General features: G+C 46.3%; 17 protein-coding genes and 2 tRNA genes. 5 read left to right on the top strand and 14 right to left on the bottom strand.

From position 1 onward, the window contains the following. Window positions 1-46 precede the first annotated feature (46 nt). The 11 genes from E7027_05360 to hydF all read right to left on the bottom strand — a co-directional run bounded on the left by E7027_05360 (window position 47) and on the right by hydF (window position 10,052). Window positions 47-640 (bottom strand): 1-acyl-sn-glycerol-3-phosphate acyltransferase, encoded by a 594-nt coding sequence (locus E7027_05360; protein ID MBE6421536.1) that lies wholly within the window; start codon window positions 638-640, stop codon window positions 47-49. Further along, window positions 630-1,316: a (d)CMP kinase gene (locus tag E7027_05355; GenBank protein MBE6421535.1), complete on the bottom strand. Its 687-nt coding sequence runs from the start codon at window positions 1,314-1,316 to the stop codon at window positions 630-632. Before E7027_05355 ends, E7027_05360 begins: the two co-directional genes overlap by 11 nt. A 1-nt stretch (window position 1,317) precedes the next feature. Next, window positions 1,318-2,403 carry a PilT/PilU family type 4a pilus ATPase gene (locus tag E7027_05350; GenBank protein ID MBE6421534.1) on the bottom strand — a complete coding sequence of 362 codons (1,086 nt, stop codon included), beginning with the start codon at window positions 2,401-2,403 and terminating at the stop codon, window positions 1,318-1,320. Window positions 2,404-2,415: 12 nt separating this feature from the next. Beyond that, entirely contained in the window at window positions 2,416-3,567 is a 1,152-nt protein-coding gene (gene ftsZ / locus E7027_05345) for a cell division protein FtsZ (protein MBE6421533.1), read from the bottom strand. A gap of 18 nt (window positions 3,568-3,585) precedes the next feature. Next, window positions 3,586-4,836: a cell division protein FtsA gene (gene ftsA / locus E7027_05340; GenBank protein MBE6421532.1), complete on the bottom strand. Its 1,251-nt coding sequence runs from the start codon at window positions 4,834-4,836 to the stop codon at window positions 3,586-3,588. 44 nt (window positions 4,837-4,880) lie between these two features. After that, complete coding sequence (locus E7027_05335; GenBank protein MBE6421531.1) at window positions 4,881-5,588, bottom strand: hypothetical protein; 708 nt, start codon at window positions 5,586-5,588, stop codon at window positions 4,881-4,883. A gap of 142 nt (window positions 5,589-5,730) precedes the next feature. Further along, a tRNA-Leu gene (locus tag E7027_05330) sits at window positions 5,731-5,814 on the bottom strand. Window positions 5,815-5,904: 90 nt separating this feature from the next. After that, window positions 5,905-6,450: a bifunctional pyr operon transcriptional regulator/uracil phosphoribosyltransferase PyrR gene (gene pyrR / locus E7027_05325; protein ID MBE6421530.1), complete on the bottom strand. Its 546-nt coding sequence runs from the start codon at window positions 6,448-6,450 to the stop codon at window positions 5,905-5,907. 31 nt (window positions 6,451-6,481) lie between these two features. Then, window positions 6,482-6,952 (bottom strand): SsrA-binding protein SmpB, encoded by a 471-nt coding sequence (gene smpB / locus E7027_05320; protein MBE6421529.1) that lies wholly within the window; start codon window positions 6,950-6,952, stop codon window positions 6,482-6,484. A 107-nt stretch (window positions 6,953-7,059) separates the two neighbouring features. Next, complete coding sequence (locus tag E7027_05315; protein MBE6421528.1) at window positions 7,060-8,829, bottom strand: hypothetical protein; 1,770 nt, start codon at window positions 8,827-8,829, stop codon at window positions 7,060-7,062. A gap of 47 nt (window positions 8,830-8,876) precedes the next feature. Next, window positions 8,877-10,052 (bottom strand): [FeFe] hydrogenase H-cluster maturation GTPase HydF, encoded by a 1,176-nt coding sequence (gene hydF, locus E7027_05310; GenBank protein MBE6421527.1) that lies wholly within the window; start codon window positions 10,050-10,052, stop codon window positions 8,877-8,879. Window positions 10,053-10,159: 107 nt separating this feature from the next. On the opposite strand from hydF, the gene E7027_05305 reads away from it, so the two are divergent. From E7027_05305 to E7027_05295, 3 genes are read left to right on the top strand one after another with little or no spacing between them, the layout of a single operon-like run. Then, complete coding sequence (locus E7027_05305) at window positions 10,160-11,170, top strand: polyprenyl synthetase family protein (protein MBE6421526.1); 1,011 nt, start codon at window positions 10,160-10,162, stop codon at window positions 11,168-11,170. Between the two features lie 12 nt (window positions 11,171-11,182). Then, window positions 11,183-13,036, top strand: a complete 1,854-nt coding sequence (locus E7027_05300; GenBank protein ID MBE6421525.1) for a 1-deoxy-D-xylulose-5-phosphate synthase — start codon at window positions 11,183-11,185, stop codon at window positions 13,034-13,036. Between the two features lie 11 nt (window positions 13,037-13,047). Beyond that, a complete protein-coding gene (locus E7027_05295) occupies window positions 13,048-13,863 on the top strand; it encodes a TIGR00730 family Rossman fold protein (protein MBE6421524.1) in 816 nt (271 codons plus the stop codon). 60 nt (window positions 13,864-13,923) lie between these two features. Here the strand turns inward: E7027_05295 and E7027_05290 are convergent, their stop codons facing one another. The 3 genes from E7027_05290 to E7027_05280 form a co-directional block, all read right to left on the bottom strand. After that, entirely contained in the window at window positions 13,924-14,274 is a 351-nt protein-coding gene (locus E7027_05290) for a histone (GenBank protein MBE6421523.1), read from the bottom strand. Between the two features lie 132 nt (window positions 14,275-14,406). Continuing rightward, window positions 14,407-14,829, bottom strand: a complete 423-nt coding sequence (locus tag E7027_05285) for a hypothetical protein (GenBank protein MBE6421522.1) — start codon at window positions 14,827-14,829, stop codon at window positions 14,407-14,409. Next, window positions 14,826-15,455, bottom strand: a complete 630-nt coding sequence (locus E7027_05280; GenBank protein MBE6421521.1) for a CYTH domain-containing protein — start codon at window positions 15,453-15,455, stop codon at window positions 14,826-14,828. Before E7027_05280 ends, E7027_05285 begins: the two co-directional genes overlap by 4 nt. A gap of 46 nt (window positions 15,456-15,501) precedes the next feature. Between E7027_05280 and E7027_05275 the strand changes: the two genes are divergently transcribed. Together E7027_05275 and E7027_05270 are read left to right on the top strand one after the other, a co-directional pair. Then, window positions 15,502-15,987 (top strand): PaaI family thioesterase, encoded by a 486-nt coding sequence (locus E7027_05275; protein MBE6421520.1) that lies wholly within the window; start codon window positions 15,502-15,504, stop codon window positions 15,985-15,987. A gap of 77 nt (window positions 15,988-16,064) precedes the next feature. Continuing rightward, window positions 16,065-16,140: transfer RNA gene (locus E7027_05270), tRNA-Val, on the top strand. Window positions 16,141-16,166: the final 26 nt, after the last annotated feature.

The following is a 16,166-nucleotide window of genomic DNA, read 5'->3' as shown; positions in this document are numbered from 1 at the left end:
TCCTTATTACAGGTTCCCCCGGTGGGGAAATCTGCGTTGACCTCCATTAGATATGAATTGAATTTATTGCATCCATTACTTGATTTGCAAATTGTTTATATTGCGCTTTCGGTTCCAGGGTTTCGTCCTTTTGCAGGTGCATCACCGTGCCGAATTTCACACGGATTTTGCGCACCCACGGCCAACCGAAAGTGCCTTCTATTTTTACGGGTAGAACCGGCGCTCCCGTTTTGTAAACCAAAAAGCCGATTCCGCTTTTGGGTTTTTGGGGTTTACCGGTGCGGCTGCGCGTCCCTTCGGGGAACATCACCACGCTTTCGCCTTTTTCCAAGGCAGCCACTACCTCTTTTAACGCGCCCATATCGCCGATAGTGCGTTTGCGATCCACCGGAATATAGTTACAATGGCGGAAAAACCACCCGAGTACCGGAATTTCAAACAATTCCTTTTTGGCCACAAAGCGGGAATCGCGCACGAGCCCGGCAAAACCGCCAATAGCCGGCGGATCTGCATTGGACAAGTGGTTCCCGGCGATAATTAACGCCCCTGTTTGAGGGATATTTTCCAACCCCTCCACCTTAAAGTTGTAACAGGTTTTGAAATAGATCCTTGCTAATAATTTTATCAAATTAAGAAGCATGATGCTGAAGTTTCTCCAAAACTGCGTTTATAACCTGCTGCATATCGAGTGACGAAGTATCAATAACAATCGCGTCTTCGGCAGGTTTTAACGGGCTGACGGCCCGGTGGGAATCGCGGTAGTCGCGTTCCTGTATCAATTTGAGAATTTGGTCATAGGCCGGGTGTTCGCCGGCTTCTTGCAATTGTTTCACACGGCGTTTAGCGCGTTCTTCGGCGGAAGCGTCCAAATAGAACTTAATATCCGCGTCCGGAAAAACGACCGTTCCCACATCGCGCCCTTCCATCACGATTCCGCCTTCTTCGCCTACTTCCCGCATTTTTTCGGTCAGCACGCGGCGGGCTTCCCCGTTGGTGGAAACGCGGCTGGCTACATTGCCGACTTCTTCCAAATGGAGTTTAGAACCCAAAAAATCTCCGTCCACAAACATTTTGAGGGAAGCATCCGGCTGGAGAGCAAAAGTAAAGCGCAACTCCCGCGCAGCGGCTAACACTTCGTCGTGATTTTCGGGATCGATTTTTTTCTCAAAAACTTTATAGGCCAGCGCACGGTACATTTCCCCCGTACTCAAAAACCCGTAACCCAGTTTGGCGGCCACGGCCTTACCGACGGACGATTTCCCCGTCCCAGCCGTGCCGTCAATGGCAATTAACATCCCGTTGATGCGTGTAGTCATATTAAGCGGCGTCCAAACTGCTGGTTACCCCGCGCACGGCGAGCATAATGGCATCGGGGCTGGTAGCGGCCGATTGTGCCGTTTCCAGGTCAATAAAGCCTTCTTTATACAAACGGGCCAAGGCTTGGTCAAAGGTATTCATGCCATAAAATTCCCCGTTTTGCATGGCTTTGAACAAATCACTGGGTTTGTTTTCCATAATCAGTTTGCGTACCTGCGGAGTGGAAACCAAAATTTCCAAGGCAGGACGCATACCGGGTTTAATAGTCGGGAGCAAGCGTTGGCAGATAATCCCGCGGATCAGTTCGGCCAGTTGCATACGCACCTGTTCGTGTTGTTCCACCGGGAAAGCGTCCACCAAGCGGGAAAGGGTCTGCGTTACGTTTACCGTGTGCATGGTACCAAGCACCAACTGCCCCGTTTCAGCCGCGGAAATGGCAGCCTTCATTACCTCTCCGTCGCGAAGTTCGCCGATGAGAACCACATCCGGATCCTGACGCATGGCCCCGCGTAACGCCCCGGTATAAGAAGGCGTATCTACCCCAAGCTCCAATTGGCTGACGATACAGCGGTTATCGGAGTGGATAAATTCTACGGGGTCTTCAATCGTCAACACGTGGCCGGAGCGGGATTTATTGATATGGTCAATCATGGCGGCCAAGGTAGAAGTTTTACCGGAACCGGTCATACCGGTTACCAAAATAAGACCGCGGCGGTTTTCGGAAATTTTGCGCAAAATATCACCGGGCAAATGGAATTCTTCAAAGGTAGGAATTTTAAGCGGAATATGGCGAATAGCCATACAGATTTTACCCATTTGGCGGAATACGTTAAAACGGAAACGCCCGTAAGATTTGGCGTCCAAGGAGAAGTCCACCGTGCTGTATTGTTCAAAAATTTTGCGTTCGCGTTCCCCCATACAGGCATAGGCCATTTTTTTGGCTTCATCGTTGGTGATGAAGGAATCGTCAATCGGTTTAATTTGCCCATGCAAGCGCACATACGCATTGGAATTACCGCGGATATGAAGCCCGCTGGCTTTGTTGTCAACTACCGTTCTTAATAAACTTTGAAGTCCTACCGCCATAGTTTCTCTCCTTTAGTGTCGGTTTTGTTTACGGCGCAAAAACGCCGGGATACGCATGGTGCTGGCCGGGTCGGATAAGCGGCTATCTTCCGGGAAAGAAAGGATAGACTCCGCCGGCATAGCCGGAGCAGACGGCATCGGTGACTCCGGCGCAGTAACGCGGCGCGTGTTAAACACATTGGCCTTCTCTGCGCTGAAACCCGTAGCGATAACCGTTACTTTGAACACCCCGTTCAAGGTAGCATCATATGTTTGGCCGAACATAATGATAGAATCGTTGCTGGCATATTGGCGAATTAAGTTCATCACTTCCCCTTGTTCCAAGAGAGGCAAGTTATCCTCGGCGGAAAAGTGAACGATAAACCCTTTTGCTCCGCGAATATCGGCATTTTCCAACAAAGGCGAAGAAATCGCCTTTTTAACGGCTTGCAAATGCCGTCCGGGGCCGCTGGCTTCGCCAATCCCGATAAGAGATTTATGCGACTTGGCCATCACTTTGCGAATATCGTTAAAGTCGATATTTACTTCTCCGGGTTGCGTAATTACTTCCGCTATTCCTTTGACGGCCTGTAAAAGCACTTCATCTACCATCTGGAAAGCATCTTTAGAAGATGTTTCCGGATCAATGTTGGCAAAAAGTTTTTCGTTGGGAACGATAATCATGGAATCCACATGCTTTTGCATTTCTTGGATACCTTCGTCGGCTTGTTTTTCGCGCACATAGCCCTCAAAATTAAAAGGCCGCGTAACAACCCCTACTACCAGTAAGTCGTCCCCATACAGTTCTTTGGCCAGTTTAGCCAAATACGGGGCAACACCCGTTCCGGTTCCGCCCCCCATACCGGCCGTGATGAATAATAAATCGCACTGGCCGATAATTTGTTTCAATTTTTCTTTGGACTCTTCCGCCGCGCGTTTTCCCTTCTCCGGATCTCCGCCGACGCCCAAACCTTTAGTAATTTTTTCGCCCACTTGCACCAAATACGGCGCACTGTTGCGGCGCAAATCTTGCGCGTCCGTGTTGACGGCGATAAAATCAACATCTTTCAAACCGGAAGCAACCATGTGGTTAATGGCATTTCCGCCACCGCCACCTACACCGATTACTTTTATTTTGGCCTTCTTGCTTTCAAACGAGTCGGCCGGCATAAATAAATCTCTCATTTCGTACTCCGTCTAAAATCAACCGCCGAAAATATCTACATTTTTGAACAACTTGCCCAATTTGCTGAAAAAGGAACCGCCTTTATCGTAAGAATTACCGGCATAATCGTTGTAGTCTCCTCTTTCCGCCGCATAAATGGCAAGCCCCATGGCCGTGCTGTATTGGGGGTCAAAAAACTCATCATCACTGGTAACCAAGTCGCGTTGAACGGTAGCGCAACGCACTTGTTTTAAGCCTAAAATTTTGACACAATGGTCCGTAATGCCGGGCATCAACGACCCGCCGCCCGTTACCACCCCTACCATGGGATAGTTTTTGTAGCCGGAAGATTCCACACACTCGGCCACTTTTTCAATCAGTTCTTCCACGCAAGGTTGGATAATATCAAGCACATAACTCTTTTTGATATTTTGGAAGGTGCGTCCATCCAAAGAAGGAACCGGGATTTCGCCTTCTTCGTCCAAGAAAGTAGGGAAGGCCACCCCGTATTTTTCTTTGATTTCTTTGGCATTTTGGCGGGAAGTATAGAGCACACTGGCCAAATCTTGCGTGATTAAATCGCACCCGACGGGAATTTCGCGCGAAAACTTCAAATTACCTTCAATGTAAATACCCACAGACATCGTTTCGCCGCCCAAATCCAAAATCAAAGTTCCGCGTTCTTTTTCTTCTTGGGTAAGCACCGTGTCGGCCAAGGATACCAACCCGTAAAGGCAGTCGTCCTCTCTATAGCCGGAGCGTTCGATAGATTTTTTCAAATTTCTAATATGGGAAGAAGACCCCGTAGTGATATGCACATCTACTTCGAGCAAAGAACCTTCCATACCTTCCGGGTTGTTAATACCTTTTTGTTTATCGACGGTATAACTTTGAGGGATAACATTAACAATTTCGTTGTCGCTTTTAATCGGCATAGATTTGGCATTTTCAACTGCCGAGTCCATATCCACTTGGTTAATTTCTTTATCCATACGGGCGATGTTGTAGGTGCCGTGATTACAGAACGAAGACAAATGTTTCCCGCGAATTGCCACATATAAACTGCCGATAGATTGGTTGCACTCGCGTTCGATTCCGCCCAACAAATGGTTTATTGCGGTGGAGGTTTCGCGTATATCGGCCACTACCCCCCCTTTCAACCCTTTACACGGGATACTGCGCCCCGCCAAAACTTTTAATGTATGTGTTTCCGGATCGTGTGCCACGGCAACACAAGTCATCTTGCCGCTACCGATATCCAACCCTGCAATAATGTTTGTTTTAGCCATAAAAAAACCACCTAAAAAATATACCTTAAATTCTATTATAAAATTTAATGGGCGTTCTGTGTTAAAAAAACTTTTCCGTCTTCGTAAAATTCAAAATTGATAAGGAACGGGTGCTTGTAACGTGGCTTGGCATAATCCAGTATTTCCGCCGCATGAAGGGCTTTTTTCTTGAGGAGTACCGCCGGGCCGAAATCAATAATGCAACCGTCCGGCATATGCATACGCACCGTATTTTCCTTCAAATTCATACGCAAAAATTCAAAATCTAACTGTTTTTCCAGTTTCAGCGTACTTTCCAAAAGTTCCACAAACTCCTGTCCCACTTTTTCCGGCACGACACCTTCCAACTCCACCAGAGGAACTTCTTGTAACAAGTCCGGGTTGGAATCGGTGTAAATAGTGGTGTCGGCATCGATATATTTTACGCTTCTATCGGGAAGGGAAAATTTGGCAAGCGGCACACGGCGTTGGGCCGATACTTTTAACTTGCCACCCAAAAGGCCCCTTTTTACCCGCACTTCCTTTAGCATAGGGTACGTTTTGATAATCTGCTCGCGCAAGGCTACGGCATCTTTGATAGAAAAGGGTTTCCCCTCATAGGGTTTGGCAAGGGCATACACTTCCCGCCCCAGTTTCCCCGTCAAGCCGGAAACGGACACGGTCTTTGCGTGCCAATTGGAAATTTTAGATTGAACGATTAGTTGGTAGCCGGCCGAAAGGGCTTTCCACCCGCCAAACAACAAGGCCGCCACAACCACAAGGAGGATAAGACACTTAATAAAAAAAAAGAACGACCCTTTTTTCCGTCGCGCAACACGCTTTTTTTTACCTAAAGGATATGCTGACGGACGATATAAGGCATTCTTTCTCATGTTGTAAAACCAAAAAATAAAATGGGCGGAAAGGGAGTTGAACCCTTAAGGACTTTCGTCCATACGGTCCTGAGCCGTACGCGTCTGCCAATTCCGCCACCCGCCCAATTACAGATATGTTACCATATTGCGCCGTGCTTTGGCAAGGAAAAACAGCCCCGGTTTAACCCGGGTTACACGGCGGAGAAATAAAAAACTAGCGTTCGTTTTGGCCGCCCACATTGTGCACAATCATATCGTCGCCGTCGCGTTCTTTTAAGTGGACATGGATAATATCGTCCGCTTCCGTATGAACGGTGCGACCTACAAAATCGGCACAGACGGGCAAAGTATGGTGCCCGCGGTCAATCATGGTTAAAAATTCCACTTTTGCCGGCTTACCGAATTGTTTTAGGGCCGCCAAGGCACACAAAATCGTGCGGCCGCTGTAAAGCACATCATCAGCCAAAATAACAATTTTTCCGTTGATATCCGTTCCCAAGTCGGTACTTTTCATTTGCGGATCGTCGGCTACTTGGGTTAAATCATCGCGGTAGAGAGTAATATCCAATTCGCCCAAAGCAGGTTTTGTTCCGCAGAGTTTTTCAATGCGTGCTTGCAGGCGCTGGGCAATGTAAGCGCCGCGGGTTTTGATTCCCACCAAACAAAAGGTATTTAAGTCCGGGTGTCGTTCCAAAATTTCACAGGCTAGTCTATCCAGTTGCCGTGCCACGGCAGTTTCGTCTGCAATTATTTTTTTCATGTATCCTCCCTAATTAAATTGTTTGGTCCTGCTAAAAACGGATATTATTTTTGAAGTTTTTTTCCATTTCGCGGTTCAAATCGCGCTTTTTGAGTGCATCGCGCTTATCAAACAGGTGTTTGCCTTTGGCAACGGCCAGTTTTATTTTAGCCCACCCGTTTTTGAAATACACTTCCACCGGAACGAGCGAATAGCCTTTTATTTCTGCTTTGGCTTCCAATTTACGCAATTCTTTTTTGTTTAAGAGTAACCGACGGGTACGGGTCGGGTCGGGTTCGGTTAACGAGTTAAATTTGTACGGCTTTACATGCATATTCAGCACAACCGCCTGGCCGTTTTCCACCCGCACGAAACTCCCCTCCAGGCTGAGTTCTTTTTGGCGGATAGACTTCACCTCCGCACCTAAAAGTTCTAACCCGGCCTCGTAGGTATCTTCAATAAAATAATCGTGATAGGCTTTTCGGTTGGTACAAACGACCAAAACGGCTTGTTTCTTATTCATAATGTATATATTAGCAAATTTATATCCGCGGGCAACCCGCTCCTTTGCCGAGTACCTCTCCATAAAAATGCGCTTCCTAAGAAGCGCATCTTATATTTGATAATCGTTTATTTGGCACCGGCCTCAATAAGCAACTTTACAATTTCCTCGTAGGCGAGTTCTTTCGCCAGATCCCCGCTTTTTTTGGCCTTCTGTTCGCCTCCTTGAGCCAGCATCAAGGCAGTTTTTCCCTCTCTACCCGTTAAATTTACATCGGCACCGGCTTCTAACAAGACTTTTACATTTTCTACGCAACCATGTTCACTGGCTAGCGTCAAGGGCGTTCCCCAGGCACTCTTTTTATTCACATCTGCATTTAACGCTATCAACCATTTAATTCTTTCTGCTTTTTCTTCCCGGAGACTTAAGTGAACTAAAGCAGTGAGGCCCAGCGGACCTCCAAAATCTACATTCATTCCCGCATCCAGCAGGATTTTTACGGTTTCATCGGAAGACTCTAGCATGGCAACAGTCGCAAGGGATTGGCCAATCATTCCATAAACATCCAACTTGGCCCCGGCCGATATCAATAGCCTTACAACTTCCGTTTGGTCGTTTAAAGTAGCAAACACGATAGGAGTCCAACCGTGATTCTCCCAATTCACATCTGCCCCATGTTCTAATAGCAACTTCACTACTTCCGTGTGGCCTTGTACACTTGCCCCAAGCAGAGGAGGTTGATTGTATTCGTTTGTAACATTTGCGTCAACCCCAAAATCTAACAACAGTTTTACCACTTCCGTATAGCCACCATAACTAGCATTCCACAATGCGATTTCTCCAGCTTCAAGCATCTCTGCAAATGCCGACTTACATGATTTTTCCCCCCAAGGATTTATGGATATTGACTTAGAAGCTTCGTCTGCAACGGTTTCCAGTAATAGTTTTACCATTTCTGCATGCCCGGCGTTGCTAGCACGAATTAAAAGCCTTGGATTTCGGGATAAATCTTTCTCCATACATTCTTGATCAGTACCCTCGTTTTTTACAGAGGCGAATATAATTCTTCCTACTACTCCTTGTATTAGTCCCTGCAAGCAGTTTCGGTCAGTACCGGCCTGTTCGCCGCTACATTTGTCTTTCAATGTCTCATCCCAACAAGATTCTATCAACGCTTTTGCGATTTTATGATGGTTGTGTGCAAATGCATACAATATCGGCTCTACCAGCGCTTCATCCAATAAAAAACCATCCTTATCCTTCAACAACAGTTTAACCATTTTCGTGTTACCATTTTTGGTTGCACGGATTAAAACAGAGTCGAAATTTTTTTCTAAATTTACATTTGCTTCTATTAACATCTTTACCATTTTCAGATTATTGGCTTCGACTGCCAATTCTAAAGGAGTTTGGCCTCCCTCATCCGCTACATTTGCGTTTGCGCCGGCTTCCAGCAACAATTTCATAATTTTTAGGTTATTTTTCTTTATTGCAATTGTTAAAGCAGTAGTGTCTTCTACCGAGTCGTTTATGATATTTGCATCAGCACCGGCCTTTATCAACAGTTTAACCATTTTTGTCTGTTCAGCCTTAACAGCAAATATTAAGGCCGTGTAACCATGCGAATTAGTGGTATTTACATCTGTTCCGGATGCTAATAATTCCTTTACTTTTGCAATATCTCCTTTATAAGCAGCACAAAAGAGAGCATTAGAATGGAGTGTAGCTTCACATGGATCGCCCATACCATAAAAACTGACACGCCATTTTTGCGAGTTTTCTTCTTCGCTGGCATCGGTTGCTTGAGTATCCTCCACAGGGGCAGCACTCACCCCTCCCCCGATCAATAACACAAACGCTAACAATACTATCCCTATTTTCATAACGGATATTTTCATATATATTCTCCTTCTTTTGCTGTAAAACTTAAATTTTTAACCAACGCTTACATTCCTTTTTTCCTAAAAATTTCGGTTACGCGCTCAAAAATACCGTGGCAATAAGCAATTGCCAACCCGTAGTTACTGAGCGGAACTCCTTTTTCTTTTAATATCTCCAAACGGCGCATGATTTGGCTGCGTGTTACCATGCACCCGCCGCATTGGATAGCCAAGGCATAAGTATCCGCATCTTCGGGGAGAGGATCCAAATTGGAAATAAATTTGAATTTCAACTTTTTACCCGTCCGCTTACTAAGCCAGGAAGGAATTTTCACCCGGCCGATATCATCGCACTTATTAACGGTATGGGTGCAAGATTCCAACATTAAAATTTTGTCACCATCTTGCAAACGGTCAATGGTGCGTGTGCCCGCCAAAAAGGCATCAAAATCTCCCTTGGCCCGTGAAAAAAGAATACTGAAACTCGTTAGCGGCGTGGTAATAGGCACTACCGAACTGGCATACGCAAACGCCTGGGAATCGGTTACCACCAATTTGGGGGAGTGGGTTTTCATATAATCGCGCAGTTCCGTATCTTTCAAACACACCGCCACCGCCCCGATATCAAGCAAGTTGCGAATCGTTTGCACTTGGGGCAAAATAAGCCGCCCTTCCGGAGCCGATGCATCTACCGGGATAACCAACACCACTTCCTCCCCGGGGCGGACATAATCGTCCAAAATGGTATCCTGCATATAAGAACTTTTCGGCAGGTGCTCCCTGATTTTGTTAATCAGCATAGGCAGGTGCGGTTCCTTGCAGGAAAATTCCACCACATCGGCCCCTTCGATTTCCACATTTAATTTTTGTAAATCGCTCTTATTGTGTACGAAGAAAAACGGCACCTTGCGCGCAATGCAAGTTTCCATCAAACTTTGGTCGTAAGAATCAAACTGTCCGGCAAATACCAAAATGGCCAAATCTACCTGGTCTAACGCTTCGCGCGTGCGTTCCACCCGTTGCGCACCCAAGGCGGAAGCATCATCTACCCCGGCCGTATCCACTATCACCACCGGGCCTACCCCTAAAATTTCAATAATCTTTTTAACGGGGTCGGTGGTGGTACCCGGTTGTTCGGCCACTACGGATACCGCTTGCCCCGTCAGGGCGTTAATCAGGGAACTTTTCCCCACGTTCATTTTTCCGAAAAGGCCAATATGCGGCCGGTTTAGTTTTACCATAACCTCATTATATATAAAAAGGATACTTTCGGCTCAATACCCCTTTCCCCGGTAATTAAGGTATAATAGAAAGGTGTATCACTATGCCGTATTTACAAGGATAAATTATGAACGATTTTAACACCTACTTAAAAGAACGCGCCAAATTGGTAGAAAAAAACCTTTCCAAATACATTGGAAAAATTAAAAATTCGCCCCGCATTTTGACGGACGCGATGGATTATTCTCTCCAAGCCGGCGGCAAACGCGTACGCCCGGTACTGCTTATGGCAACGGCAGAAGCCTTCGGTAAAAAACCGGCTGATGTTATGCCGGCTGCGTGTGCGGTGGAAATGCTCCATACTTATTCTTTGATTCACGACGATTTGCCGTCTATGGATAACGATGACCTGCGCCGAGGCAAACCCACCAACCACAAAGTATTCGGGGAAGACTTGTCCCTGTTGGCGGGAGATGCCATGTTGACCTATGTGTTTGAGGTTTTTGCCCAAAACGGAAATGTAAAAGCCGTCGGGGCCGAAAATACCATCAAAGCCCTCATCAATTTTGCCAACTGCGCCGGGGCTTCCGGTATGGTAGGCGGTCAAACAGCCGATGTGTATGCTGAAGGTATGGGCACTCACGATGCCCACAGCTTCCGCGCCGATAAACTGCGCAAAACTTCCAAACCGCTTGCGGATAAATCTCTTCACTATTTTATGCTCCCGCAATCGGTAAAAGAAACCACCCCCGAAAATATTTTGAACTATATTCACGCCAATAAAACAGGTGCGTTAATCCGCGGCAGCGTGGAAACGGGCGCCCTCTTGGCCGGAGCGAAAGGCACCGATTTAACCAACATCAAAAAATATGCCAACTGCATCGGGCTCGTGTTCCAAATTGTGGACGATATTTTAGATGTTACCGCCACTGCCAAGCAGTTAGGCAAATCCAACAGCGATGCCCAAAACGGCAAACTCACTTTTGTGAGCCTGTATGGTTTGGAAGGCAGCCGCAAGCACGCGCAACTATTGATTGCAAATGCCCAAAAAGCACTCAACGCGCTCAAAAATGTAAAAAAGAAAAACCTGTGGCCGTTATATGAAATGGCGGAGTTTTTCAAAACGAGAACTTACTAGTAAGGGAGTTTTATGAAAGTACTGCCCAGTATCCAAAGTCCGCGCGATTTGCGCCTTATCAAAAAAGAACACCTCCCCACTTTGTGCGAAGAATTGCGCCAAGTCATTATTGATACCGCCAGCAAAAACGGCGGTCACTTGGGTTCCAGTTTGGGTGCGGTGGAAATTATTACCGCTCTTCACTATGTGTTCAACACGCCCGAAGATAAAATCGTGTATGATACGGGCCACCAGGCCTATGCCCACAAACTGTTAACCGGCCGCCAAAAAGAATTTGTAAAAATTCGCACGAAAGGCGGCATCAGCGGTTTCCCCAAACGCCATGAAAGCGAATACGATACTTTCGGCGTCGGGCACGCTTCCACCGCCATTTCCGCCGCGCTCGGCATGGCCGTGGCACGCGACCAGAAAAAAGACGGCTCCAAGGTAATCGCCGTAGTGGGAGACGGTTGTATGACGGGCGGCATGGCCTATGAAGCCATGCAAAATGCGGGACTCTTACGCTCCGATTTACTCGTTATCTTAAATGACAACCAAATGTTTATTTCCAAGCGTGTAGGCGCGCTTGGGAAAGCGTTAACCAAACTCCTTACCACCAAATATGTTCAACTGGCCGAAGAAAAAGCCGAAAACTTTTTGAAACGCTTTGACGAAGTAGGCAACAACGCCGCCAAATTAGCCAAGCGCGCGCGTTCTATTCTTTTCCCGGGTACTTTGTTTGAAGAAATGGGTTTCCGCTATTTCGGCCCCGTAAACGGCAACGACATTAACGACATGATTGAAGCCTTGGAAAATGTAAAAGACATTAAAGGCCCCGTCATGCTCCATGTGGTAACCAAAAAAGGAAAAGGCTATAAACCCGCCGAAGAAAAGCCCACCAAATTCCACGGAATCGGCATTTTTGATGTAGATACCGGAGATTCGTTGGGTTCGTCCAACACGGTTACATTTACCAAAGCGTTTTCCGATGCGCTTGTGAAATTGGCCGAAGAAGACGAAAAAATCAACGCTATCACGGCGGCCATGCCGGAAGGCACCGGGTTGGATACCTTCCGCGACAAGTTCCCCACCCGTTACTTTGATGTGGGTATCGCCGAAGAACACGCCGCCACCTTTGCGGCCGGTTTAGCCGCCAACGGCATCAAACCGTTAGTGGCCCTCTACTCCACCTTTGCCCAACGCTGTTACGACCAAATTTTGCATGATATCGCTTTGCAAAACTTACCTGTCGTGTTTGCCTTGGATCGCGCGGGAGTTGTAGGGGAAGACGGCCCCACCCACCACGGGGTGTTTGATTTAAGTTTCCTTCGCAGTATCCCCAATTTGATTATCGCCGCCCCGGCGGATGAAAACGAACTGCAACACATGCTAAAAACGGCTTTTGATGCCAAGGCTCCGTTCGTGCTTCGCTATCCGCGCGGAGCCGGTTTTGGTGTAGGAAGAGACGAAAAACTCAAAGCCTTACCTATCGGAAAAGGGGAGTGGCTTAAAAAAGGCAAGGACGTAACCATTTTGGCTATCGGCAATCGAGTTCACCCCTCTTTGCAAGCCGCCGAAAAATTGCAGGAAAAAGGAATCAAAGCGGGCGTAGTAAATATGCGTTTTGCTCACCCGTTGGATACCCAAATTATTGACGAAGCATTAAAATCTTCCAAAAAAATCGTAACCGTGGAAGACAATATGCTCGCCGGCGGTTTCGGGTCTGCCGTGGCCGAATACCTAACCGACAAACAGGCCGACTTCAAAATGTTGCGCCTGGGCGTGGGAGATGAATTTGTGGAACACGCTAAATCGGCCCAATTATATGATAAACTGCATCTAAGCGCGGACGAAATTGCCGCCGAAATTTTACGTTGGAAAAAATAAGCGAGGTTCTTATGACAAAAGATTATAAAGACATTGACGTAGATCCCTCTTATATTAAAGCGTACGAAGATATCCCCCTCCTCAAAAAAGATATCATGCGCCCGATTCGCATGGAACTTGAGGTAATGAAACCGGAAATCTATTTGAGACACTTTAATGTCAACGAAACGATTGTGTGTTTCGGCAGTGCGCGCGTGCGCGAAGAAGAAGAAGCCAAAAAGAAAGTGGCCGATGCCGAAGCCGCTTTGGCCCAAAATCCCGACGATAAAAATTTACAAAATCGTTTATATGAAGCCAAAGGCCTTTTGCGCTTAAGCAAATACTACGAAGAAGGCCGCAAATTCGCCAAATTGGTAGTAGAAAAAGCAGGCGACCGCTTTGCCATTGTAACGGGCGGCGGCCCCGGCCTTATGGAAGCGGCCAACCGCGGTGCTTTCGAAAACGGCGGCAGAAGTATCGGGTTCAACATTACCCTCCCGCACGAACAACACCCCAACAAATACTTAACCAAAAATTTGTCGTTCCTGTTCCATTATTTTGCTATCCGCAAACTCCACCTGGTGATGCGCTCCAAAGCATTTGTGGTGCTCCCTGGCGGATTTGGTACGTTTGATGAACTGTTTGAAATTTTAACCTTGGTTAAAACGGGCAAAAAACAGGAAATTCCGATAGTGCTTGTCGGCAAAGAATTTTGGAACGATGTTGTAAACATTAAAGCCTTGTCCTCTTACGGGGTCATTTCTCCCGAAGAAGCCGAATCGTGCCAAATTGTGGAAACGGCCGAAGAAGCCTGGGACATTATCGCCAAGTTCTACAAGATTGACTAACTTGCCTTATCCAACAAAAAACCCCGCTCGATTGAGCGGGGTTTTTTGTCTAAAACTTTCTTATTTTTTCTTGGCTACTTTTTTAGCCGGTTTTTTAGCGGCCGGTTTTTTGGCAGCCACTTTTTTAGTGGTTTTAACGGCAGCTTTTTTTACGGCTACTTTTTTAGCGGCCGGTTTTTTGGCGGCTACTTTTTTAGCACAAGTTTTTTTAGCGCAGGCTTTTTTGGCACAGGCTTTTTTTGCCGGTTTTACAGCGGCTTTTTTAACAGCCACTTTTTTCACGGTTTTTTTGGCGCAGGCTTTTTTGGCACACGCTTTTTTCGCCGGTTTCACGGCAGCCTTTTTTACGGCTACTTTTTTAGCGGCCGGTTTTTTGGCGGCTACTTTTTTCACGGTTTTTTTCACAGCCATTTTTGCTCTCCTGAGACAATTAGTTTTAACCTCATAAAAATAATACCACAAATCATTTTATATTGCAACAAATTTCTCGTCGTAAAATAATTTTTTGAAAAAAATCAAGTCCATTTTTCCCCGTCTAAAAAATTATTTTTCTTTTTCTCCCGACGGAATATTCCTGGAACTGCGTACCATATCGTAAATTCCGGTGCGTCCGCAAAGCATTGTAAAAATTACGCGATTAAATGTATTTTTATATGTAACAATTAAACAAATTGCAAACAAAAAAGCGTACAAAAAGTGTCCGTCTTCGCACCAAAAGCCGCGCCAAAAAGCGGAAAAAACCGCATAACAAACCAGCAAAATATACAGCCAGTTACACACATAAAAATACTTCAACAGTTTTTCCAATTCCGTAATGCGCAAGACCCGAATCCCCAGCGGCAAAACAGCACTTTTCCACAAAGCAAAAAGTAACCCGATGCAAATGCCTTCCGTAAAATTTCCCACAAACACATGGCCTGCCCCCGGAGCAAGCAAACTAAAAAAAAGTGCAAAAATTGCGTTCATTTTTCCCCTCCGTTGAGTAGAGCCGTGGCCGTTTTTACTTTTGATTTTTTGGAAAAAGGCAACCCGCTTAATCTCATAATTTGAGAGGCAAATTCTTCCAGTTTTTCCGTCGGGCCTCTTTTCAATTCCAGTTCGATTTCTTTTAACTTGGTTTGCCGGTCGGCGGCGCGAATTACGCATCTATCAAATGATAATTCCAACGCACTCCCCTGCCACTTAATCAAGCGTACCACACGACGATTTGAAATAGAAAATAAAGGCAATAAATCGGTAAGCAAGATTCCTTCCCACGCTTTTTTTTCTTTTAAGAAATGAAGGGCACCCGATAAACTTTTCACATTGGGCAAAGGCAAAGTTTCTTCGCGGCGGATAGCTTTTCCGTTCAGCACTTCCGTGCGGGTCTTGTATGTAATTTCAAAAGTTCCGTTTGTGTTCCGCACGCGTAAGGCAATTTTTTCTTTTTGCAGTCTTCCGTCGGGAGCATCTAAATATACATCTTTTATTTGCAGGTAATCGGGAGCGGAAACGCATTGTTTATCCGCCACTTTTCGCATAGCCCCCAACATGCGTGCAAATGCGTACGGGGCAGAAGCGTCCCACTTAAATTCGGTTTCAAATTTCTTCATAAGTTAAGTGTAGCAAAAAAGTATAATATTTTTATAAGGAGAATTTATGAAGAAACTTCGTCAACCCACTTCTCTACAATGTTTTGCCTGCGGGCGGAATAACCCCTTTGGACTTAAATTGGAGTGGTATAATAACTACGATGAAAAACAGGTGGAAACCGAGTTTACTTTAGGCGATAATTATTGTTCCTATCCCGGCACGGTACACGGCGGAATTATCGCCACGATTTTGGACGAAACCTCCGGCCGCGCCATTATGCTTGATAACAACTTTGAACGCTTAATGGTTACGCTTAAAATGGAAGTGGTGTACAAACACAACACCCCCACCAACACTCCGTTAAAAGCGGTAGGCCGCGTACTCCGCGACGGCGGATCTCGCGCACAAGTGGAAGCCGAAATTGTCTTGCCGGACGGCACTGTTTCGGCCAAATGCACCGCTATCATTTTTAGAATTCCGCAAGCCGTAAAAGATAAATGGGGGCCGGAAGCCGACGAGTGGGCACGCACCACCCCCAAAGTGGAAGAATAGAATTACACGGAATAAATTGCCCCGCGAAAAAGAAAATTTTGCGCGCTGAAAATTTATTTGCTATAATAAATGTAGACGGATCGGTAGCTTAGTTGGTAGAGCGCCTGCTTTACACGCAGGAGGTCAGGGGTTCGAGTCCCTTCCGGTCCACCATTTGATAAGGCACTTCTTACGAAGTG

The organism is Elusimicrobium sp. (assembly GCA_015062115.1).
Lineage (GTDB): Bacteria > Elusimicrobiota > Elusimicrobia > Elusimicrobiales > Elusimicrobiaceae > Avelusimicrobium.
The sequence above is the reverse complement of the archived record's forward strand: the minus strand, read 5'-3'. Positions and strand labels throughout refer to the sequence as shown.